The sequence below is a fragment of the Kitasatospora sp. NPDC059747 genome, assembly GCF_042732955.1.
In the GTDB taxonomy this organism is placed as follows: Bacteria; Actinomycetota; Actinomycetes; order Streptomycetales; family Streptomycetaceae; genus Kitasatospora.
This window is the reverse complement of the sequence record NZ_JBHWGV010000076.1, coordinates 1-20,730: the sequence shown is the minus strand read 5'-3', so window position 1 is coordinate 20,730 and position 20,730 is coordinate 1. Positions and strand designations below refer to the sequence as shown.

Below are 20,730 nucleotides of genomic sequence, written 5' to 3'. Positions count from 1 at the left end.
CACCCCCCCCGCTCGCCCCCACGCCGGCCGGCCTCGTCGCCGGAGACGCGCGGGGCCGGCAGGTCCCACCGGACGTCCGTGCCCAGCAGCCGGCGGACCAGGGCCCGGGGGCCACGGCCGTCGGCCCGGTGGGCGGACCGGTCACCGGGGACGTCGACGGCACCGAGGAGCACCGACCCCAGCGCCGCGGCGATCTCCGGTCCGGTGCGCAGCCGGCGGCTCGTCCGCCCGGCGGCGAGGTGGCCGACCAGCGCGACCAGGAAGAACAGCAGCGCCCCGGCGGCGACGAGCTGGATCCTCGTCGGCGGCGCCTCGCCGGACGGCCGGGGCGCCGACCCCATGACGACCATGTTGGCCTTGTTGGCGGCCGGGTCGACCTGGTCCAGCTTCTTGATGGCGTCCTGCAGGGCGGTGCGCAGCTTCGCCAGCTCGGTACGGGTCGACACGCTGTCCACGGTCTGCCCCGGACCGGCTGCGGCGGCGAGGTCGCTGATGTTGCGGCCGGCCTGCAGCACGAGCTGGCGCAGCGCCTCGGGCTGCGCCGCCTCGGGGTCGGTGCTGTCGCCCGCGACGTGCGAGGCGAACGCGACGAACTGATGGGCCACCTGGTCGGAGAGCTGCTGCGCGCGCTCCGGGGTCTCGGCCGTGCCCGAGATCTTGATGATGTTCCCGTCCGACGCCGTGGCGCTCACCCGGTCCTGGAGCTTGGTGCCGGTGACGCCGGTCCAGCCCAGGGTGGCGGCCGCCCGGTCGACCACCACCGAACTGGTCGCGATCTGGGCCTGCGTCAGCAGCTCGCGGTCCTGCCACACCCCCGGCAGCAGGACCGACGCCGACGTCGTGTAGCGCGGCGGGAACAGCAGGGACGTGCCGTACCCGACGAGCGCACCCACCACGGCGAGGACGGCCAGGAGCCGCCACCGCCGTCGGAGGATCCGGCCGACCGTGACCAGGCGTATCGTTTCGTCGCTCAACGCCGAGGCCTTCTCCCTGCCCGACGGCCCGGGGTGCGGCTGCCGTTCACGAGCGGACGGCAGGCGGCGGCGTAGGCGTCGAGCAGCGCGCGCTGGGAGTTGCGCCAGGCGAGCGGCCCGTTGATCCGCTCCTGGCCGAGCTTGCCCATCCAGGCCCGCTTCTCCGGATCGTCCATCAGCAGCGCGACGAGCCGGGCGAACTCGGCCTCGTCGTTCGCGGGCGCGTAGACGGCGGCGTCACCGGCCGAGACCCGTGCCTCCCGCAGGTCGAACGAGACGATCGGCCGGCCCATGACCATGTACTCCAGGACCTTGTTCATGGTCGACACGTCGTTGAGCGGATTGCGCGGGTCGGGCGAGAGGCACACGTCCGCACTGGACAGGTAGCGCACCAGGTCGGCGTCCGGGACGCGCCCGGTGAACTCCACCTGCTCCGCGAGCCCGAGCCGCCGGGACAGCGCCACCATCTCGTCGAAGGTGTCGCCACCGCCGACGAACACCGCGTGCCAGTCGGTCCGCCCGAGGTCGTCGCGCAGCTTCGCGAGCGCCCGCAGGGCGTAGTCGACGCCGTCCTGCGGGCCCATCACGCCGAGGTAGCACAGCAGATGGGGCTTGCCGCGCTTCAGCTCCGGCTCGGGCTCCACCGGCCGGAACCGCTCGGTGTCGGGCGCGCTGCGCACCACGAACACGTCCTCCGGCCGCAGACCGCCGCGGCGCAGCGCGACGTCCCGGTAGCTCTCGTTCGTCGCGAGCACGACGTCCGCGGCCCGGTAGGTCAGCCGTTCCAGTGCGCACACGCCGCGGTAGAGCAGGTCCTCGCCGCGGTCGAACCGGGACAGGTACAGCTCGGGCACGAGGTCGTGCTGGTCGAAGACGAACCGCGCGCCGCGCCGCTTCAGCCACAGGGCCGGCAGGAACAGCAGGTCGGGCGGGTTGCAGGCGTGGACGACGTGGACCGGGCCGACCTTGCGGGCCAGCCGGGCCGTGTGCCACAGCGCCGTTCCGTACTCCCGCAGGTAGCCGGCCGGTCCGCCGGTGGCCGCGCGCAACGGGTAGCGGTGGATCCGCACCCCGTCGATCTCCGCCTCCGGCTCGGTGTCCCGCTTGGTGCCCTGCGGACAGATGACGTGCACCGTCCAGCCGGCGTCGCGCAGCGTCGTGCACTCCTGCCACACCCGCCGGTCGAACGGCACCGACAGGTTCTCCACCAGGACCAGCGCGCGACGGCCCCGCCCGTCGCCGCCGGCCGCGTCACCAGGCAAGGCCCGCGTACCCCGGCTCGGCCCGGCGCGCCTCGGCGTCGGGCAGGCGGACGAGGTCGACGATCGCGGGGCCGTCGCCGCCGTGCGGCAACGCGGACAGCACCGCGGGGTCCTTCGTCCCGACCACGCACACCTCGGCGTGGTCGAGCACCTCGTCGACGGACTGGGCGAGCAGCTGCGCGAGGTGTGGCAGCCGGGTCTCGATGTACTCGCGGTTCGCGCCGAGCAGCCGGGAGAGGTTCACGTTGGGGTCGTAGATCCGCAGGTCGTAGCCCTTGCCGAAGAGCCGCTCGGCCAGCTCGACGAGCGGGCTCTCGCGGAGGTCGTCGGTGCCGGGCTTGAAGGACAGGCCGAACAGGCCGACCCGGCGCTTGCCGGTGCGCTCGACCAGCTCCACCGCGCGCTGGAGGTGGTCGGCATTGGAGGGCAGCACGTGGGAGAGGATCGGCACCGAGACGTCGGCCCGCCGTGCCGCGTGGACCAGGCTGCGCAGGTCCTTGGGCAGGCAGGAGCCGCCGAAGGCGAAGCCGGGCCGCAGGTAGGCGGGGCTGATGTTGAGCTTGCGGTCGGCCAGGAACACGTCCATCACCTGGTGCGAGTCCACCCCGAGCGCCTGGCACACCGCGCCGAACTCGTTGGCGAAGCCGATCTTGAGGCCGTGGAACGCGTTGTCCGCGTACTTGATCGCCTCGGCCGTCGGGACCGGCACCCGGAACACCTCGCCGGGCAGCTCCTCGTACAGCGCCGCGACCACGTCCCCGCTCGCCGGGTCGAGCTCGCCGATGACGGTCTTCGGCGGGTCGAAGAAGTCCCGCACGCTCGTGCCCTCGCGCAGGAACTCCGGGTTCACCGCGACCCCGAAGTCCGTCCCGGCCGTGCCGCCGGCGTGCTTCTCCAGGATGGGCACCAGCAGGTTCAGGCAGGTGCCCGGGAGCATGGTGCTGCGGAACACGACGGTGTGCCGCCCGCCCCGCCCGCCCCGCTCGGCCACCACGGCGCCGATCTGCTCGGCGACCCGCTCCAGGTACGTGGTGCACAGGCCGCCGTTGGGCTCCGACGGCGTGCCCACGCAGACCAGCGACACCTCGCTGCCCAGGACCGCCTCGCGGACGTCGGTGGTGGCGCGCAGCGCCCCGGTCCGCACCATCTCGGCGATCAGGTCGCCGATCCGCTCCTCGACCACCGGGGCCTTGCCGTCGTTGACCAGGTCGACCTTCACCTGGTTGACGTCCACGCCGATGACCTCGTGCCCCAGACTGGCCAGGCACGCGGCCGACACGCAGCCCACGTAGCCGAGCCCCAGGACGCTGACCCTCATGACCCGTTCCTCCCCTCGGGCAGGCCGATCCGGCCTGCCGTCCACGTGCCGTGCGTTGTCGCGTTGTGCGTTGTCGCGTCGTGCGTCGTCGCGTTGTGCGGCGCCCCTGGCGGCTAGTACGCCCCCTGCCCCTGGAGCACCGCCCGCAGGGTCTTCCACAAGATCACCGTGTCCAGGGCCAGCGACCAGTCCTCCACGTACCGCAGGTCCAGCCGCACCGCCTCCTCCCACGGCAGGTCGCTGCGCCCGCTGATCTGCCACAGGCCGGTGAGCCCGGGCTTGACGAGCAGTCGCCGCCGGATGTCCGGTCCGTACGCGGCGGACTCCTCCGGCAGCGGGGGCCGCGGGCCGACCAGCGACATCGACCCGGTGAGCACGTTGAGCAGCTGCGGCAGCTCGTCGAGCGAGTAGCGGCGCAGCACCCCGCCCACCCGGGTCACCCGCGGGTCCCGGCGGAGCTTGAACAGCAGGCCGGCGCCCTCGTTGCGGTCGGCCAGCGCGGCCCTGGCCCGGTCCGCCCCGGCCACCATGGTGCGGAACTTGACCAGGGTGAACTCGCGGCCGTCCTTGCCGACCCGGTGCTGGCGGTAGAACGCCCCGCCCCGGCTGTCCGCCAGCACGAGCAGCCCGACGAGCAGCATCAGCGGCGCGAACAGGACCAGCAGGACAGCGGCGCCCAGCCGGTCGACGACCTCCTTGACGGCCCGCCGGCCCCCCGTGAAGGTCGGCATGCTGACCCGCAGCATCGGGATGCCGAGCACCGCGTCGACGTGCAGCCGCGGTCCGGCCACCTCCATCAGCACCGGGGCCACGACCATCTCGGCGTCGCTGCCTTCGAGCTTCCAGGCCAGCCGCTGCAGCCGGTCCGGTGTCCAGTACGGGTCCGGGGTGACGGCGACGACCCGGTAGCCGTCGCGGCGGACGTGGTTGGCCACGTCCGTCAGCCGGCCCACGACCGGCACGCCGTCCAGCCGGTCACCGCCCAGCCCGAGGGCGTACGGCGTGCAGACCGCCTCCACCCGCCAGCCGAGGTGCGGGAACTTGCGGGTCCGGGCGATCAGGTCGCGCATGGTGGCCGGACTCCCGGCGGCCAGCACCGGGCGCAGGCACCGCCCTTCTTTCCGCTGCTTGTGCAGCCACAGGCGCAGCAGGTACCGCTCGGTCATGGTGACGCCCGTGATCGCCGGGATCGCGACGAAGATCCAGAGCTTGATGTTGGTCGAGGTGAGGGCGATCCCGCCGAGCGACAGGACGACGGCCGCCGCGAACAGCGCGCGTCCGAGCCGGCGGAACTCCTCGGCGCCCTGGCCGAGCACGGCCGGCGCCCACGACCGGGTCGTCGCCAGCGCCGCCAGCACCAGGAGCTCGGTGCCGAAGGCGAGGATCCCCCACTTCTCGTGCCAGTTGGCCGCGTCCCTGACCCCGAAGAACCCGCCGATCGCCGCCACCACGAAGGCGGTGGTCACGGTGTCGCCGATGATCACCGTACGGCGGTACTGCTGCTCCCAGTCACTCTCGGGCCGCCCGATCCTCCCGTTCACCGGGCGCCCCCGCACCGCCTGGAACGGGCGGACTAATTCCCCCTCCCCCTGCTCGACAGCCCCTTCCAGGTCACCAGTGGGTTCGACGTGCTCGCTCCACACGATTCCTCCCCCCGGGAGGCTCTCGCCTCCCGCACCTGATTCCTCCCCTTCGGGAGGCCCCGCCGCCTCCCGTGCCGCGCTGTTCCTACCGCCGGGAGGTCCCGCTCCCGGGCATGGCGAAATCGACTCCTGCAGCGCTACGTGTACATCCCCCAAAAAAGCACCGACGGACTCGCATGTCCTGCCGGAATCCCGAAATGGACGGGAATCCGCCGGCGGTCGCTCTCCACACTCGAAGCCCGATTTCCGGGCGCCGGGAATTCACCGCCCCCACGGCTGCCGCCGGGACGCGACTACCGGCCATGCGCAGCGCCGGACCCGTGAATCATCGATCGTCGCCCCGCGTCGAACCGAGCGAAGTGGACATCAATGTAGAGCATCGGGGGCACCCAAAGTGGGGGATGTGTGAAACACGTGCACGAGAGCTGAATCTTGATCTACCGGGCGGTGACCACCGGAGGACGCCCCGGAGCCGCCGACGTACGGGGTGACCTGTGACGACGGGGATACGCAGAGCCCTCACGCGCGATGATCCGGAGACCTCCCGTCGTGGCCACCGACAGCGCGTTCAGGACATGGGCCCGAGGTCCCGCCGCCGCGGATGACCAGGCCGTACCGGGGATCGGGCCGTTCGAAGCGGCGTTCGACGACGCCGGGGAACCGGCGGACGGACCGATCGATTCCGGACAACCGGCTGCCGCCGCCCCTTCCCCCACGCGCCAGGAGCCTCCGTGATCACTCGCCGAACCGTGCCGGGCGCCTCCGGCACGACCGCGGTGGGGGGGGGGGGGGCGGGGGGGGGCCCCCCCCCCCCCCCCGGGCCGCCCCCCCCGCCCCCCCCCGCGCCCCCCCCCCCCGGGGCGCCCGTTACCAGGCGCCGACCGGGGCGGGGCCCCCCGGCCACCACCGCGGTGGCGGCGGTCCCGCGTGGGGACCACCGCCACCGGACGGGTGACCGCCGGACGCCTCAGCCGGCGACCGCCGACCGTTCGGCGCCGGACTCCGCGGTCTGCTGGATCCGGCCTGATCGGAGCACCTCGTCGACGGCCCACGGGCCCGGACCGAGCGTGGCGATCAGCAGGAAGATCCAGCAGTAGAGGGCCGACAGCTCGCCGCCGTTCTCGATCGGCAACAGGCCGTGGTGCTGGTGGACGACGAAGTACGCGTACGCCATGGAGCCGGAGCAGATCATGGCCGCGGGCCGGGTGAACAGGCCGAGCAGCACCAGCGCGCCACCGGCCAGCTGGATGGCGGCGGCCCACCAGCCGGGCCAGGCCCCGAGGTGGAGCGTCCCGCCGTGGGTGCCCGCGGCGCCGCCGAAGAAGCCGAAGAGCGAGGCGGTGCCGTGGCAGGCGAAGAGGAGTCCGGCGACGACGCGGAACACCGACTGCACGGGGCCGGCGAAACGCGCCTGGAGATGGTCGACCACGAGTTCAGACCTCCGGGCAAGGGAATGGAATGTCCATGGCGGATATCCGTGGCGAATATCCGTCGTGATCAGGCGGAATTCACGCACCGTCCGATCGGCGATCCGGGACGCTACAAGCCTGCGCGAGCCGGTTGCCATGTCCGTCCGGCGAACGGTCGACCAATTCCCGAAGACACCCCGAATTTGACGCGGAGGGGCCAACCCGGAAGAACTCCGCGAATATCGCCGACCTGCCCGAATGCGCCGTTCGGCGACCGTTCACCGCACGGTCGTTGCCCGGCCCGGCCCGGATCCCGCATCCTTCGTCGCACCTCAGCGACCGCACCGGAGGGGCTTCGATGATCGGCCACCTGTCCCACCCCGGCGGCAGCACCCGCCCCGTGCTCGTCCTGGACAGGCGGGTGCTGCCCCCGGACGGACGGGAACTCGACGAGGCCCTCCTGATCGCGCGGAGCTGGGTGGCCGACACCTACCGCGTCCCCGTCTCGGCCATCGCGATGATCGAGCCCTCCCGCGACCCGCGGTTCGACCTGGACTACCGGTCCGAGCGCCACGGCGGCGGCCACGCGCTCCTCGCCGCGGTCGCGGTGGCCGACCGGCTGGCCTGGCTGCCGCGCGACCGCCCGGCATCCCGGGCGCGGATCAACGTGGTCGACACCGGGCACCGGGTGCTGTGCGAGCTCGACCGCAGCGGCACGGGCTTCGGCCTGGAGTTCGCCTACCGCCGGCCACGGCGGCTCGGCGACCTGCTGCCGTCCGGCAGCGCCCTCCTGCCCGTCGACGGAATGGAGGTCTCGCTCGTCTCCGCCGGACGTCCGTACCTCTTCGTGGACGCGGCCGACCTCGGCGTCCACGACCAGCGGGAGCTCTTCGCCGACGCCTTCACCGCCCGCCTCGGCTGGCGGCTGGCCCAACTCGCCCGCGCAGCGGCCCGGTTGCTCGGCCCGGCGCGGATCGGCACCGGCCTGCGGGCCGCCGCGGTCGGGCAGTACCAGTACCGGCGCCTCGCCGTCCGGCCCCTGCCCGTCCCCGGCGACCGGATGCTCACCCCCGGCGACACCACCACCCTGGCCGCCGCCGCGGCGATCGACGGCACCGTCCCGTACCGCCTGGCCCGCCGCGGCTGGAGCCGCCTGGACGAACTGGTCATCGACACCCCGGCCGGAACGACCGTCGCCCGCCTCTCGGTCTCCGGCTCCGGCGCCGACGACACCCTCGCCCGGGCCGGCGTCCGCCGCAGTACCGTCCGGTACTGCGGCCCGGTCGTCATCGAACCCCTGCGCCACCTGCTGGGCACCCCCGACGGGCGGCTCTGCCGCCGGCGGTGAGCACGCCTGCTACATGTGCGTCCACCCGCCGTGCGCCAGGAGCAGGATCGGGCAGGCCGCGAGCAGCACCGGCATCGCCGTGCCGACCGTGCCGCGGTTGCGCCGACTCGCGAGCAGCAGCACGACACCCGACGGGCAGACGAAGACAAAGAAGGGCACCGCGAGCAGCAGGAACGGGACAGAGAGCACGATCTCGATCGCGAACTGGAGCCAGCCGACGGCGAGGCAGGTGATCCGGAACCCCGGATCTCCCGGCACCACCAAAGGCAGCGCGGTCAGCCCGACCAGCGTGAAGAGGAGGGCCCAGTACCTCGGGCTCGCCGGGTAGTGCAGCCCCTCCGCGACGAACGGCACCCACGCGACCACGGCCAGGGCGACGAGCACCCGCGCGCTGGGGCGGACCCGGTGACGATCGGGCTCCGCTTCGACGAGAGCGGCGTGCTGCAGCGACGGTTCTTCGGTCATCCCGTACCCCCCGAGGGTTAAATTGAACACGTTCAAAGTAGCGCCAAGCACGCCCCGATGGAAACCCGGGGCCCGGACCGTTGACACCGCCACGACCGGCTCCTAGCGTGGCGCCGTCGATTACCCGTGAGTAGGGACCGTTGATGGCCGAGCCCCGCCCGTACGACCTCGTCCTGTTCGGTGCCACCGGGTTCACCGGCGGGCTCACCGCCGAGTACCTGGCCCGCACCGCACCCGAGGGGTGCCGCTGGGCACTCGCCGGGCGGGACGAGGGCAGGCTCGCCGCCGTCCGGGCGCGGCTGGCGCGGATCGACCCGCGCTGCGCCGACCTCCCCCTGCTGATCGCGGACGCCGCCGACCGCGCGGCGCTGCGCGACGTCGCCGCCTCCGCCCGCGTGGTGATCTCCACGGTCGGCCCGTACCTGCGGCACGGCGAGCCGCTGGTGGCAGCCTGCGCGGACAGCGGCACCGACTACGTGGACCTCACCGGCGAGCCGGAGTTCGTCGACCGGATGTACCTGCGGCACCACGAGCGCGCGGTGGCCACCGGAGCGCGGCTGGTGCACTCCTGCGGCTTCGACTCCGTACCGCACGACCTCGGCGTGCTGTTCACGGTCGAGGAACTGCTCCGCCGCGTAGGACCGTCGGCCCGGGTCTCCGTCGAGGGCTTCGTCCGCGCGGGCGGCACCATCTCCGGCGGCACCTTCGCCTCGGCCATGACGGCCTTCTCCCGGCCCCGCGCGATGGCCCGGGCCGCCCGCGAGCGCCGCGCCGCCGAACCCCGGCCGAAGGGACGGCTGGTCCACACCCCGGCCGGCCGGCCGCACCGGTCACGGGCGGCCCGCGCGTGGGCCGTGCCGATGCCCACGATCGACCCGCAGGTGGTCTCCCGCTCGGCCGCCGCACTGGACGAGTACGGCCCGGACTTCGCCTACGCGCACTACGCGGCGGTACGACGGCTGCCGATCGCCCTCGCCGGTGTCGCCACGGTGACGGCCCTCGCCGTCGCCGCCCAACTGCCCACGCTGCGCCGGGCCCTGGGCCGGCTGCGCAAGCCCGGCGACGGCCCGAACGCGGAGCAGCGGGCGCGCTCCTGGTTCGCCGTCCGCTTCGCGGCGCGGACGCAGGGCGGGCAAACGCTCCTCACCGAGGTGTCCGGCGGCGATCCCGGCTACCAGGAGACGGCGAAGATGCTGGCTGAGTCGGCACTGTGCCTGGCTTACGACGACCTGCCGCCGGTGGCAGGTCAGTTGACCACGGCAGTGGCGATGGGCCGCCCCCTGATCGACCGGCTGATCGCGGCGGGCATCTCCTTCCGCGTGCTGGACGCCCCGCCGACGACCGCCCCCGGGCGGTAGGGGTACGACGGGGTGTCACCGCTCAAGGGACTCCTTGGCGGCCGCGAGCGCGGCCTCCCAGGGGTACCCCTCGGGTCGCTCCTCGCCTGGATCGTTCGGCACGAAGCCTCCGTCGCCCAGCAGCACCCGGACCCCGGCCCCGCGCAACGTCTCGACGCTGCGCGGGAACTGGGGGTGCGCGGCGAGGGCCGTGTTCAGGCACGGCACCACCGTCACCGGGATTCCCTTGCCGATCGCCTCGGCCGCGTACCCCACGACCCAGGAGGTCGTGAGCCCGAGGGCGAGGCTGTTGATGCTGTTCATCGTGGCGGGCGCGAACAGGACGGCGTCGGCGGGCGGGAGGACGTCCGGTTCGCCCGGCCGCCGGTAGGTGGACTTCACCGGATGGCCGGTCAGCCGCCTCAGCTTGGACATCTCGTCCTGGAGCCAGCCCGCCGCGGTCGGGGTGAGCCCAAGCGCGACGTCCCACCCCCTGAACTGGGCGTGCCGCACGATCTGCGCCGCGCTCAGCACCGGCGGGGCGGCGGAGCCGAACAGGTACAGGACCGGGCGCGGGGCGGACGTGGCGACCGTCAACCGATCTCCTCGACGTGGACGACGGTCGTGGACGTCGCGGTGGCCCGTGCGTACGCGACGGCGCGGATCTGGGACGGGCCGCAGGCCCACACCATGATCCGGCCGGCGGTCCGCGCCACCGGGCGGTCCCAGAGCGCCCGGACCAACCGGGGCCGGTGCACGCCGAGTTCGGCCCTGGCCCAGTCCGGGAGCAGGGCGATCGCGGCGTTCGTCAGCACCCGGACGGCAACGCGCTCCCGACGACTGCGGCCGAAGCCCCGCAGCAGGCGCAACACGTCCAGGGCCGGCGGCGTGACCCGCAGCTCCGGCCGGATCCGGGCCAGGTAGGCCGCCACCTCGGCGCGCGACCCGGGTATCGCGGTGGCGCCCAGCCGTTCGGCGACGCGCGCGGCCTCGGCGTAGTAGCGGTCGCACTCGGCGGCGGTCAGCGGGGTCGCGGCGAAGATCTGGTAGCCGGTCAGGAAGCAGTGCACCTCGGCGGTGTGCACCCAGGTGAGCAGCTCCGGATCGTCGGCACGGTACGGGCGGCCGTCCGGCGCGGTGCCCCGGATCCGCGGGTGGATCCTCCGGACGCCGGCTATCGCCGCCTCGGCCGCCGCCGTCGAGCCGAGCGTGGTCGTGGTGACGAAGCGGGCCGTCCGGTTGAGCCGGCCGGTCGGATCGACCCGGAAGTCGGAGTGCGCGTCGACGGCCGCCATCGCCACCGGGTGCAGGGACTGCAGCAACAGGGCCGCGAAGCCGCCCGCCAGCATCCCGGCCGGGTGCCCGTGCACCCGCCACACCACGCTGTCCGGACCGTACAGCCCGGGGTCCCCGGCCGGACGGTCGTACCGCTCCAGGTGCAGGTCCTGCCCGTGCACGGTCGCATTGATCTCGGCCAACAGCCGCATCCGCAGCCGGACGAGCGGCCCGCGCCACGCTCCCGCCCCCATCAGGCCCACCCTTCCCACGCTCCGGGCCACCACAGTACCGAGGTGGTCCGCGGGCGGGGAGTCCGGCCACTGCCTCGACGACCCGACCTCGCCACCAACGACAGCATCCCGCATGAGATCCGGACGGCAACGGCGGCGAGAGCCGGCGGTGGACCCTGTCGTAGCCCGACGCGCGGCGGGTGCCGATCCGCCGTTGTCACCCGATGGTCGCCTCATCAATACCTCAGCTTTCATCCGAGAGGATCGCGTGGTGATGGAGTGTCCGAACACGCGGCCGACAGGCCGGACCCCGGACACTCCTCATCCGCCACCCGCCGACACCCACCGAACGGAACAGAGCACCAGTGGGCGATCACAGCCGCCACGTCGCCACCACCGTCACGGGCGCCGTCCACGCGCCCGACGCCCGTGCACCGCGGCCCGGACCGGCGGACGTGTCCTCGGCGGTCGCCGCCGCGCTGGCCGAGGTGCCGACGCGTTCGGCGACCGTCCGCGTTCCGGACCGGCTGCCACCCGTCCCCATTGACCAGGGCCGGCTGGAGCGGACGCTCGCCGCGATGGTCCGGTCCGCGTGGCTGCGCACCCCGCCCGGAGCCCGCGTGCTCGTCCAGGCGACCACGGCGCCGGAGCGCCCCGGCGGGCCGGGCGCCCTGCAGATCCGGGTGACCGACCGGGGCCCGGACGTGGCCGCCGGAGCCCGGCCCTGGCTGCACGCGAAGCCCCGGGGCCCTCAGGACCTTCACGGCACCGACGGCGGCGCGGGCCGGCTCACCGTGGAGGCCAACCCCGGGGGCGGACTCGTCCACGTCCTCACGCTTCCGCTGACGAGCTGACCGGCGCCCCCGACAACGTCTCAACTCCTCAACGCTGAGGACCCGTCCGGGGGTCGTGGTACACAAGGGCAGGGTGCTCACCGCCTGCCCCCTTTGACGAAGCCTGGAGTTCACCGTGGGACTGGACGTGTTCTGGCACTCCGACCTCCCCGATCTGAGGAGCTGGGATTCCCTCCAGCGGACGGTCACCGAATCCTTCGGGGATGAGCACGACGTCCTGATGGACGTCGTCACGAAGCTCCCCCGCAAGGGGTTCCCCGTCCTCGCCGGCATCGACCCCTACGGGGACACCGTGCTGGACTCCCGGCAATGCGCCACCGCGCGCGCGGAGGTGCAGGGAATCCCGACCTGGAGGGACGACTCACAACTGGTGAGCCTGGAAGCACTGCTGGGTAAGTGCAGCGAGGCGCCGGGCACCTACGTGTACGTCGCCGGCGACTGAGGCGACCGGACCGCACGGCGGCGGGGCGTCCTCGGACGCCCCGGCGTTCGTTTTCCGGGCTCTGACCGGCGGATGCTGTTGTCGATCTTCACTGGTGAGGGTGAGATCGCCGTCGATTGATGGCGGCCGAGCTTGTCTGCCTGTTGTTGTGGTCTGGAGGTTCGGGCTGGTCGAAGGGTGGGCTGCGGTGGCGATGGGTTCCTGGTCCGGGTGGGGGATTCCGCCGTTGACCGCTCGGATGGCGCGTGCGAGCAACCCTCGTGGCACGGCGGCGATGTGGGTGCGGGATTACCTTGAGGGGCTGTTCATGGACGGTGATTTCGAGGAGTGGTACCCCGCTGACGGACGCCGGGGTCTGTCGCCGGCTCGTCTGGCGCTGGTGTCGGTGCTGCAGTACGCGGACCGCCTCACCGATCGGCAGGCCGCTGGGGCGGTCCGGTGCCGTCTGGACTGGAAATTACTGCCTGGGGCTGGAGCTGGATGACCCGGGTTTCGACTTCTCCGTGCTGAGCGAGTTTCGTGACCGGATGGCCGAGGGCGACCGCGCGGACCGGCTGCTGTCGGTGATGGTGGACCGGCTGGTGGAAGCGGGGCTCGTCAAGCGGCGCGGGTGCCGACGCACCGACTCCACAGATGTTCTGGCGGCGGTGCGTCGTCTGGACCGGACCGAGCTCGTCGGCGAGACCCTGCGTGCGGCCCTGGAGGGTTTGGCCGCCGCCGACGAGGATTGGGTGTCCGTCCTGGTCACCGCCGAGTGGGCCCGGCGTTACGGCAGGCCGGTGCGCTATGACCGGCTGCCCCGGGAGAAGACCGGGCGCGAGCGGTACGCGGTCGCGGTCGGTGAGGACGGCATGCGCCTGTTCCATGCTCTTCTCGCGCCTGGTGCTCCGGCCCGGCTTCGGCGGTTGCCGTGGGTGGAGGTCCTGCGGCAGGTCTGGGTCCAGCAGTACTGGTACGACGAGACCGGCGCTCTGCGCTGGCGTGGGCCCAAGCAGACGCGGGACCGGCTGAGCCGGCGTCACAGCCCTCGGCGCTCGATGTCCGCGGATGCCTCGGACGGGAGGCCTGATCCCGCCTTGGCCCGGGTGCAGTGGTCGTCGGTGGAGATCGTCTCTCCGCACGATCCACAGGCCCGTTTCAGTCACAAGCCCGGTAAAGCCGAGTGGGTCGGCTACAAGGACCACCAGACCGAGACGTGCGACCCAGAGCAGGACATCGACGCCCTCGAACGGATCCACTCGAACCTCGCGGCGCGCGACCTCGCACCCGCGGAGCGTCTGGTCGACGGTGGTTACACCAGCCCCGCCACCATCCACCGTGCCAGGACCGAGTACGGGATCGACCTGGTCGGACCGGTCCGGCTCGCGCCCACGGCACGGGCCCTTCCAGGATTCAACAAGGTGGACTTCCGCGCCAACTGACAGGAGGTGACGCTCACTTGCCCCAACGTCGCAACCAGCCCGCCCTGGAAGCCCACACTCGCCGACGGCCAGCCACGCTTGTCCGTACTCTTCCCCCGTGCCACCTGCCGGCCCTGCGAGGACCGGTCCAAGTGCCCCGGGAACGTCGACGGCAAAGGCCGTCACATCCTGCTCCTGCCACAGCCCCTGCAGGAGATCCAGAACCGCGTCCGAAGAGAGCAGAAGACCCAGGCCTGGCAGGGCCGATACGCCATGAGGGCCGGCTGCGAGGCCACCGTCTCCGAGACCGTGCACGCACACGGGCGCCGCAACTGCCGCTACCGAGGCACAGCGAAGACCCACGTCCAGCACGTCCTCACCGCAGCCGGAACCAACATCGTCCGCCTCAGCCAACACGATCCCAGCGACGTAACCGCCGACCGTCGAGAAAGCCCGGCCACCCGCTTCCACCAACTCTGTCAGAACCTGAGTGACGGGACTCGAACCCGTCACTCAGGAAGATCGCCAACAGCATCCGGAACTCCGGTCAGAGCCGTCTTCGCGGATCCTCATCACCAGGACGCGCTCGACCGCGGTCCGCTGGTTGGTGAGGAGGGCGGTCTGTTCGCGAAGCCGGTCAGCCTCGTCACGGGTGGTGGCTTGCCGGGCCTAGATCTTCCTCAGTAGCTCGCGCATGCATACCCCCACTCGTTCCTAGTCCGGGTGGATCGTGCCAGGTCAGTGTGGCCGTGCCGGTGACCCGGCGGGTCATGATGTCGCTTCTGCTCGGTCAGGCCTCTTGATCCATACGGCAACTGCTCCTAACATTCGACTGGGGGAGGGGGATATCGGGCTGTCCTGGCATGGCCGTGGCCGTATCGAGTACGAATCGGGCCAGCGAGGCAACTCGAATCTACTTCTATCAAAGCGCGAGGTCGCGGCAAAGATTTTGCCAACCTTTGGCGATATTCGGGGGAGTGCATGAAGCAGGGGTTTCGCGGGTCGAGGCAGAGCTGTCCACTTGTGCCACCGTGGTGACATGGAGCGGGCCGGACACCGGCCCGCACGAAGTCGTCACCGAAGTCGACTCCAGCAGGGAATTTAGTCATGCCGCTGTTTCCGGAACCCCTTGCCGGCCTCATCGAGGAGCACACCATCGATAGCTCTCTCTTGCGGGAGAATATTCTTGGAGATCCTCACGTAAGGCCACTCTGGGTGTACACGCCGCCGGGCTACGATCCCGGATCTGAGCGCATGTATCCCACGATCTACCTACTTCAGGGATTTACCGGGACCTTGCAGGACTGGTGCACGCATTCGCCGTTCCGACAGAACGTTCCACAGCTGGTGGACGGTCTCTTCCGCCGGGGAGACGCCCCGCCCGCGATACTCGTGTTCGTCGATGCCTGGACGTCATACGGCGGAAGTCAGTTCATCGACTCCACTGGCACCGGCCGCTATCACTCGTATCTGTGCGAAGAGATAGTTCCCTGGGTTGACCAGGAATACAGAACCATCCAGGACTGTGCTCACCGCGCCATCACAGGAAAATCCAGCGGCGGATTCGGTGCAATGGCGACCGCCATGCTCCGGCCGGACCTGTTCGGTGCGTTCGCCACTCACTCCGGGGACGCGCACTACGAAGCCCAATACATCCCGGCCTTCCTGCAAGCCGCCCGGATGCTGCGCGCCTACGACGGCAGCATTGAGAAGTGGTGGGAAGACTTTCGCGGAAGGCGCGCGTTCACCAAGGGTGAGGACATGCGGCTCCTGGAGGTGCTGGGGATATCCGCTTGCTTCTCACCCGGGCCCGATGGACGCCCGCTACTTCCATTCGACACCAGTACTGGGCAGATTCTTCCTGAAGTCTGGGAACGCTGGCTGCGTTGGGACCCAGTGCGGATGGTCGGGCAGTACTGCGAGGCGCTTCACTCCCAGAAGGGGATGTGGATCGACGCCGGAACCTATGATGAATGGCATCTTGACCTCGGGGCAAAGGCGTTCCGGAACGAACTGAAGCGCATCGAGGTGCCGGACCACAGGATTCACTTCGAGCTTTTCGGCGGCGGACACTTCGGCATCGAGCACCGTCAGCCAATGTCGGTCAAATGGCTAGCGGAACTTCTTTCGCCTGAGGAATGACCGGCCGGAACCGCGGGGCGGATTCGGTCACGACGTCAATGGAGTAGAGAAGACTTGCATACCGATCGACGCGATGCCGCCAATGCCACGGTGCTTCAGGTTCTTGAACTGCTGAGAAGCTGGGAGCGAGCCGCGACCGGCACTTCGGTGAGCGGAACGTTCGCCCCGGGATCGATAGACGAGCGAATATGGTCCCCGCTTTCACTGGCAAACGGGTTCACCGGCGTCTCCCTCCTGTTCAGCGAGTACGCGGCCGTCGATCGTAGCTACCTGCCAGTCGCCCACGCGTACTTCGAGCAGGCTAAGCGATATGTGACCAAGCAGGATTTGAACCACCCAGGGCTCTATCACGGCATCGGGTCGCTGGCACTTGCCGTCAACTCAGCGCACCGTGCCGTGGGTGGGTACAGATCCGCGCTCGATTCGCTCGACTCCGCCATGCGCGCCGGCAGCGGCACCATTCTCTCCGGAGTGACGCCAGGGATCTCCTCGACCTTTCGCACGTTCGACGTGATCAGCGGCCTGAGCGGTGTCGGTCGGTACTTCCTGGGCCGCCCCTCCACAGAGAACGTCGAGTCACTGCGCGCAATACTCGACTACCTGGTCGCGCTCACCGGCACGACATGGGCCGACGGCACCGAGCTGCCCAGGTGGTGGGTGCAACACCACCCGAGAGCGTTCACGCCGGACCCGAAGCCGCGCGACGGGCACGGAAACTTCGGGCTCGCCCATGGAATATCCGGCCCTTTGACGCTGCTGGCGGCGGCACACCAGGCGGGCATCACAGTGGCCCGCCAGGAGGAAGCGATCCGGAGCTATTCGGACACGCTCCTGAGCTGGGCGAGGCGAGACGAGTTCGGCGTGTTCTGGCCGCACATCGCGACTTTCGAGGAGTTCACCGGAGGGAATCCTGTGCGCCACGCCCACCGTGGTCGGCCTTCCTGGTGCTACGGGGAGCCCGGTGTTTCCTACGCGCTGATGCTGGCCGGCACCACCTTGGGGATCGAGGAGTACAGAGCAGCGGCACGGGAATCCGTCCAAGGACTTCTGGCCGCGCCCCTTGACGACCTCGGCCTGTCCGATTCGGGCATCTGCCACGGCTGGGCCGGGCTGATGCACCTGCTCCGGAAGTTCGAGGGGCTGGGCATCCCACAGCTCTCGGACGCCGTCGACTCCCTCGCTGGACGCATTATCAGCCAGTTCGACCCGTCACACCCCTTCGGCTTCCAGTTCTCGGTGCTGGACCCGAAGGTCAAGGTCAACTCGCCAGGGTTCCTCGATGGTGCGGCTGGCGTTGCCCTGGCCCTGCACTCCTATGCCAGGAACGACATTCCGGCTTCGGCTTGGGAGACGGCCCTGCTCTTGGCATAGCTCGGCGAAAGATCCAGACGACCCTGCACACCCGAGAGAACGAGGGCACAGCGATATGCGATCAGACCTGTTCGAGGCTGCCGACCCCATCATGGTGCGGCTCGCCTCCCTGCCTGTCGGAACGTTCGAGTGGGATGGGCACGGCATGGCGATCGACGCCGGGCCGCAGGGATCGGAACAGCAACTGAGCAGCTATATCGAGCGGTTGGCGAGTAATCCCGTACTCAAGGAAGCGATCATGCTGGCCAGCCCCTCGCTGGTAGGCACCCTCGTAAGAATCGAGAACGGCGAGCGCCTGGAGCCGAGGAAGTTGCTCAAGGTCGCGGTGTCCCTGACGAAATACGCCATGCGCATCTCCGGCAGGCCCACGCCGTTCGGGCTCTTCGCTGGCGTCGTGGGCGCGTCCTTCGGTACCAGGGCGAGAGCCGTCGTGGGCGATCGCCACCGAAAAGCCGTCCGGCCCGATGCCGGCTGGTTCAACGCGGTGTTCGCCGACGCCCTGATGACGACCGATCTGCTGCTGGACTCGCAGGTCGTCCTGAGCGATCTGTGCTACGTGCGGGGCGATCAGCTCTACTCGCCATGGGCCAGGGCCACGGAGAACGAGAGCGCCAAGATCCAGGAAGTCTCCATCCGCCTCACTCCACTCGTCGAACGCATCAGGCAGGGCGCGCGGCAGCCTGTGGCGTGCAAGGAACTGATCAGCTCTGTGGCGCAATCCATGAGCCTGGCGGACCTCGGGCCGGTGGAACGAGCCGTCAAACAGTTGGTCGGGAAGGGCTTCCTTCTCACCTCGATCGCTCCCCGTCACGTCGATGTCGAAGCTGTCGAAGCACTCGGGCAGCAATACCAGCCCGACTCGCTCGGCACCGCTGCCCGAGCCCTTGCGGTATACGCTGACGCCGGCCTCGGTCACGGCACCGGCCACCTACGGTCGGCCTTGGACGCCCTTCAGGCAATTCAACGGTTTCCCCGCCCTCCGATGCAGGTCGACCTCCGCATAGATGCCGATATCAGCCTCCCCGTGTCGGTCGGTGAATCACTGGAGGGCCTGGCCGCGGACCTGTGGCGGATGTCCCCTGGCCGATCGGTTCCCGAGCACATGCGCGAGTACACCGCCGCCTTCACCGAGCGCTACGGCTACAACACCGCCGTCGGCGTGCAGAGCGTCCTCGACCCGCATGACGGTCTCGGTCTCCCGGCCGGCTACAAGGGGAGCACCAGGTCGTCCGGGCACCACCACTCCCACGGGAGCGGCAACAGGCGTGAGGATGTCCTGGCGGGGATGGTGCAGCAGAGCCTGATGAAGGGCTGCCACGAGATCGTTCTCGATGAACAGCTGATACAGCAACTGACGGCAGACCAGACCGGCAAGGCGGAGCAGGTCGATCCCCCCGCCAATCTCGAACTGTGCGTACACCTCGTCGCGGGCAGCACCGCTGACATTGACAACGGTGACTTCCAGCTGGTCATGTCCCGATACAAGGGATCGCAGACGATCGGCGCAACGTTCGGCAGGTTCGCCGCGCTCATGGGTGTCACGGAGGCGCTGCAGAAGCTCGTGGACCGGCCGGACGGTTCCGCCAAACTTCTCCAGCTGAGGTTCGAACCGAACAGTCCCAGACACCTGAACGTGAACCAGGTGCCCGACATCCTCCCCGACCAGCTCCCGATCGGTGTCTTCCCGGCCGGAGGGCCCGAGCGCAACACCGACTGGCGGGACCTCGCCCTCGTGGCCGACCATACCGGACTACACCTCGTCAGTCGGCACAGTGGCGAACGCGTCGTCCCGCGGTCACTCAGCGCGCTCGGCCTTGAGCGCACGGCGCCGGACGTGGCACGTTTCCTCGTGGAGGTCGCCTCTACCGGCATGTCCACGTGGAGGCCCTGGACTTGGGGTGGCCTGGATGCGCTGCCGTTCCTGCCCAGGGTCTGCCACGGGCGGGTCATCGTGAGTCCCGCACAGTGGCGGATGCCCCTCGAGCTGACCGGTACGAAGACGCCCTGGCATGAATGGGAGGACGCCTTCCGCGAGTGGCGTGAGCTCTGGAAGGTGCCGCGCCACGTCCAGATCGCGTCCTGGGACGAAACGTGCGCCCTCGATCTCGACAATCCAATGCACCGCATGCTGCTGCGCCAGGAACTCGGCTCGCACGAGGTGGAGGTCTTCGAGAATCTGGCAGCTCATCCGGACGCGTTCGGGTGGTCGGCCAACCACGCGAACGAACTCGTAGTGCCACTGCGGGGCAGGACGGCACCACGGCACGACGCCCCGCCGCCAGCCTGGGGCGCGGCAGAGGAGACGCCGGCACCCTATGCACCAGGCAGCGAGTGGCTCTACGCGAAGATCTACGCCACGCCTGACATCCACAACACCCTCCTGTCCAGGAGGCTGCCTGCCTTCCTCGGCGACGTCGCCGAGCACATCGACCGCTGGTTCTACATTCGCTACCGCGACCCGAACCCGCACCTGCGACTGCGCCTGCACGGCGACCCACGAAGCCTGACAGGGCATGTGCTGCCGGCCCTTCACTCCTTCCTGTCACGCCTTCAGGAAGAGCACCTGATCGGCACGTGGGTACTTGATCAATACATCCCGGAGACACAACGCTACGGCGGCCCGTCGGCCATTCGCCAGGCCGAGGACCTGTTTGCCCTCGACAGCAGTGCCAGCGTCTACCAAATCAGCGCGCGAGCGGCCCGGCGAATCGAACTCCCGGACGAGGTGTTGGCGGCAGCGAACTATGCGATCGCGCTTGAGTCTCTCGGGGACTGGGACTGGTGCCAGTGGGCCAATGATGCCTACCCGAACAGCGAGGAACACCGCAGGTATTTCCGAAGCGTGAGCAAACTCGCGCACACGTGGATCAAGCCTGGCCGGGCACTTGAGCATTTCACCGACCTCATCGGATCGCCCGCCGTGCACGAGACGTGGTCCCAGAGCGCCGCGAGGACGTACGGCGACGTCGTCCTCTCCGGTTTGCCGGCCGGGCGCCGCGACCACGCGCTCCGGGGAATCCTGCACATGCAGCACAATCGGCTGATCGGAATTTCTCCGGAGAACGAGGACAGAAGCTACGCCGTGTTGCGTGGCATCGCCCGCGACGAGATAGGCCGGCGCTCTCATAAGAAGTGACGGTGAGCGGTAGGCAGCGGGACTGACCGCAAGTTCGGGCGGGGGGCGGGGGGGGGGGGGGGCCCCCACCCGTTGGGGGGTGGGTGGGCCGCACGGTGGTACACACGGTGAAGTAATCTAG

Annotated in this window: 17 protein-coding genes; 9 read left to right on the top strand and 8 right to left on the bottom strand. The window is 70.3% G+C overall.

Annotated features, from left to right (window positions below):
• The 5 genes from ACFV4G_RS28575 to ACFV4G_RS28555 all read right to left on the bottom strand — a co-directional run.
• Positions 1-974: Wzz/FepE/Etk N-terminal domain-containing protein (locus ACFV4G_RS28575; RefSeq protein WP_380444990.1), on the bottom strand; the 974-nt coding region annotated here is incomplete at its 3' end.
• The gene (locus tag ACFV4G_RS28570; protein ID WP_380444989.1) at positions 971-2,236 is read right to left on the bottom strand and encodes a glycosyltransferase family 4 protein; all 1,266 of its coding nucleotides are present in this window, start codon (positions 2,234-2,236) and stop codon (positions 971-973) included. The genes ACFV4G_RS28570 and ACFV4G_RS28575, both read right to left, overlap by 4 nt.
• Complete coding sequence (locus ACFV4G_RS28565; protein ID WP_380444988.1) at positions 2,226-3,554, bottom strand: nucleotide sugar dehydrogenase; 1,329 nt, start codon at positions 3,552-3,554, stop codon at positions 2,226-2,228. Before ACFV4G_RS28565 ends, ACFV4G_RS28570 begins: the two co-directional genes overlap by 11 nt.
• 113 nt (positions 3,555-3,667) lie before the next feature.
• Entirely contained in the window at positions 3,668-5,095 is a 1,428-nt protein-coding gene (locus tag ACFV4G_RS28560) for a sugar transferase (RefSeq protein WP_380444987.1), read from the bottom strand.
• Between the two features lie 1,069 nt (positions 5,096-6,164).
• On the bottom strand, positions 6,165-6,626 hold the full coding sequence (locus tag ACFV4G_RS28555; protein WP_380444986.1) for a DoxX family protein: 462 nt from the start codon (positions 6,624-6,626) through the stop codon (positions 6,165-6,167).
• A 338-nt stretch (positions 6,627-6,964) separates the two neighbouring features.
• Between ACFV4G_RS28555 and ACFV4G_RS28550 the strand changes: the two genes are divergently transcribed.
• A complete protein-coding gene (locus ACFV4G_RS28550; protein ID WP_380444985.1) occupies positions 6,965-7,954 on the top strand; it encodes a hypothetical protein in 990 nt (329 codons plus the stop codon).
• A gap of 9 nt (positions 7,955-7,963) precedes the next feature.
• On the opposite strand, the gene ACFV4G_RS28545 is transcribed toward ACFV4G_RS28550, so the two are convergent.
• Positions 7,964-8,419, bottom strand: coding sequence for a hypothetical protein (locus tag ACFV4G_RS28545; protein ID WP_380444984.1), 456 nt, complete (start codon positions 8,417-8,419; stop codon positions 7,964-7,966).
• A gap of 143 nt (positions 8,420-8,562) precedes the next feature.
• Between ACFV4G_RS28545 and ACFV4G_RS28540 the strand changes: the two genes are divergently transcribed.
• On the top strand, positions 8,563-9,777 hold the full coding sequence (locus ACFV4G_RS28540) for a saccharopine dehydrogenase family protein (protein ID WP_380444983.1): 1,215 nt from the start codon (positions 8,563-8,565) through the stop codon (positions 9,775-9,777).
• Positions 9,778-9,792: 15 nt separating this feature from the next.
• Here ACFV4G_RS28540 and ACFV4G_RS28535 read toward each other — a convergent pair whose 3' ends face one another.
• Entirely contained in the window at positions 9,793-10,353 is a 561-nt protein-coding gene (locus ACFV4G_RS28535; RefSeq protein ID WP_380444982.1) for a flavoprotein, read from the bottom strand.
• Positions 10,350-11,285, bottom strand: a complete 936-nt coding sequence (locus ACFV4G_RS28530; RefSeq protein ID WP_380444981.1) for an oxygenase MpaB family protein — start codon at positions 11,283-11,285, stop codon at positions 10,350-10,352. The genes ACFV4G_RS28535 and ACFV4G_RS28530 overlap by 4 nt, the downstream gene beginning before the upstream one ends.
• A 344-nt stretch (positions 11,286-11,629) precedes the next feature.
• Between ACFV4G_RS28530 and ACFV4G_RS28525 the strand changes: the two genes are divergently transcribed.
• The 7 genes from ACFV4G_RS28525 (at position 11,630) to ACFV4G_RS28495 (ending at position 20,609) form a co-directional block, all read left to right on the top strand.
• Positions 11,630-12,118 (top strand): hypothetical protein, encoded by a 489-nt coding sequence (locus ACFV4G_RS28525; RefSeq protein WP_380444980.1) that lies wholly within the window; start codon positions 11,630-11,632, stop codon positions 12,116-12,118.
• 115 nt (positions 12,119-12,233) lie between these two features.
• Positions 12,234-12,560, top strand: a complete 327-nt coding sequence (locus ACFV4G_RS28520; RefSeq protein WP_380444979.1) for a hypothetical protein — start codon at positions 12,234-12,236, stop codon at positions 12,558-12,560.
• Positions 12,561-13,087: 527 nt separating this feature from the next.
• Positions 13,088-13,981 (top strand): hypothetical protein, encoded by an 894-nt coding sequence (locus ACFV4G_RS28515; RefSeq protein WP_380444978.1) that lies wholly within the window; start codon positions 13,088-13,090, stop codon positions 13,979-13,981.
• Between the two features lie 6 nt (positions 13,982-13,987).
• Complete coding sequence (locus ACFV4G_RS28510) at positions 13,988-14,647, top strand: transposase (protein ID WP_380444977.1); 660 nt, start codon at positions 13,988-13,990, stop codon at positions 14,645-14,647.
• Between the two features lie 420 nt (positions 14,648-15,067).
• Complete coding sequence (locus ACFV4G_RS28505; RefSeq protein ID WP_380444976.1) at positions 15,068-16,102, top strand: alpha/beta hydrolase-fold protein; 1,035 nt, start codon at positions 15,068-15,070, stop codon at positions 16,100-16,102.
• A gap of 54 nt (positions 16,103-16,156) precedes the next feature.
• Positions 16,157-17,473 carry a lanthionine synthetase C family protein gene (locus ACFV4G_RS28500; protein WP_380444975.1) on the top strand — a complete coding sequence of 439 codons (1,317 nt, stop codon included), beginning with the start codon at positions 16,157-16,159 and terminating at the stop codon, positions 17,471-17,473.
• A gap of 55 nt (positions 17,474-17,528) precedes the next feature.
• Positions 17,529-20,609, top strand: coding sequence for a lantibiotic dehydratase (locus tag ACFV4G_RS28495; protein WP_380444974.1), 3,081 nt, complete (start codon positions 17,529-17,531; stop codon positions 20,607-20,609).
• The last annotated feature ends 121 nt before the right edge of the window (positions 20,610-20,730 follow it).

Bases quoted from the DNA above. Each gene is read 5' to 3' on its own strand.
- ACFV4G_RS28540 (WP_380444983.1), top strand. From the start codon at position 8,563: ATGGCCGAGCCCCGCCCGTACGACCTCGTCCTGTTCGGTGCCACCGGG.
- ACFV4G_RS28545 (WP_380444984.1), bottom strand. From the start codon at position 8,419: ATGACCGAAGAACCGTCGCTGCAGCACGCCGCTCTCGTCGAAGCGGAG.
- ACFV4G_RS28530 (WP_380444981.1), bottom strand. From the start codon at position 11,285: ATGGGGGCGGGAGCGTGGCGCGGGCCGCTCGTCCGGCTGCGGATGCGG.
- ACFV4G_RS28565 (WP_380444988.1), bottom strand. From the start codon at position 3,554: ATGAGGGTCAGCGTCCTGGGGCTCGGCTACGTGGGCTGCGTGTCGGCC.
- ACFV4G_RS28495 (WP_380444974.1), top strand. From the start codon at position 17,529: ATGCGATCAGACCTGTTCGAGGCTGCCGACCCCATCATGGTGCGGCTC.
- ACFV4G_RS28550 (WP_380444985.1), top strand. From the start codon at position 6,965: ATGATCGGCCACCTGTCCCACCCCGGCGGCAGCACCCGCCCCGTGCTC.
- ACFV4G_RS28505 (WP_380444976.1), top strand. From the start codon at position 15,068: ATGCCGCTGTTTCCGGAACCCCTTGCCGGCCTCATCGAGGAGCACACC.
- ACFV4G_RS28515 (WP_380444978.1), top strand. From the start codon at position 13,088: ATGGCCGAGGGCGACCGCGCGGACCGGCTGCTGTCGGTGATGGTGGAC.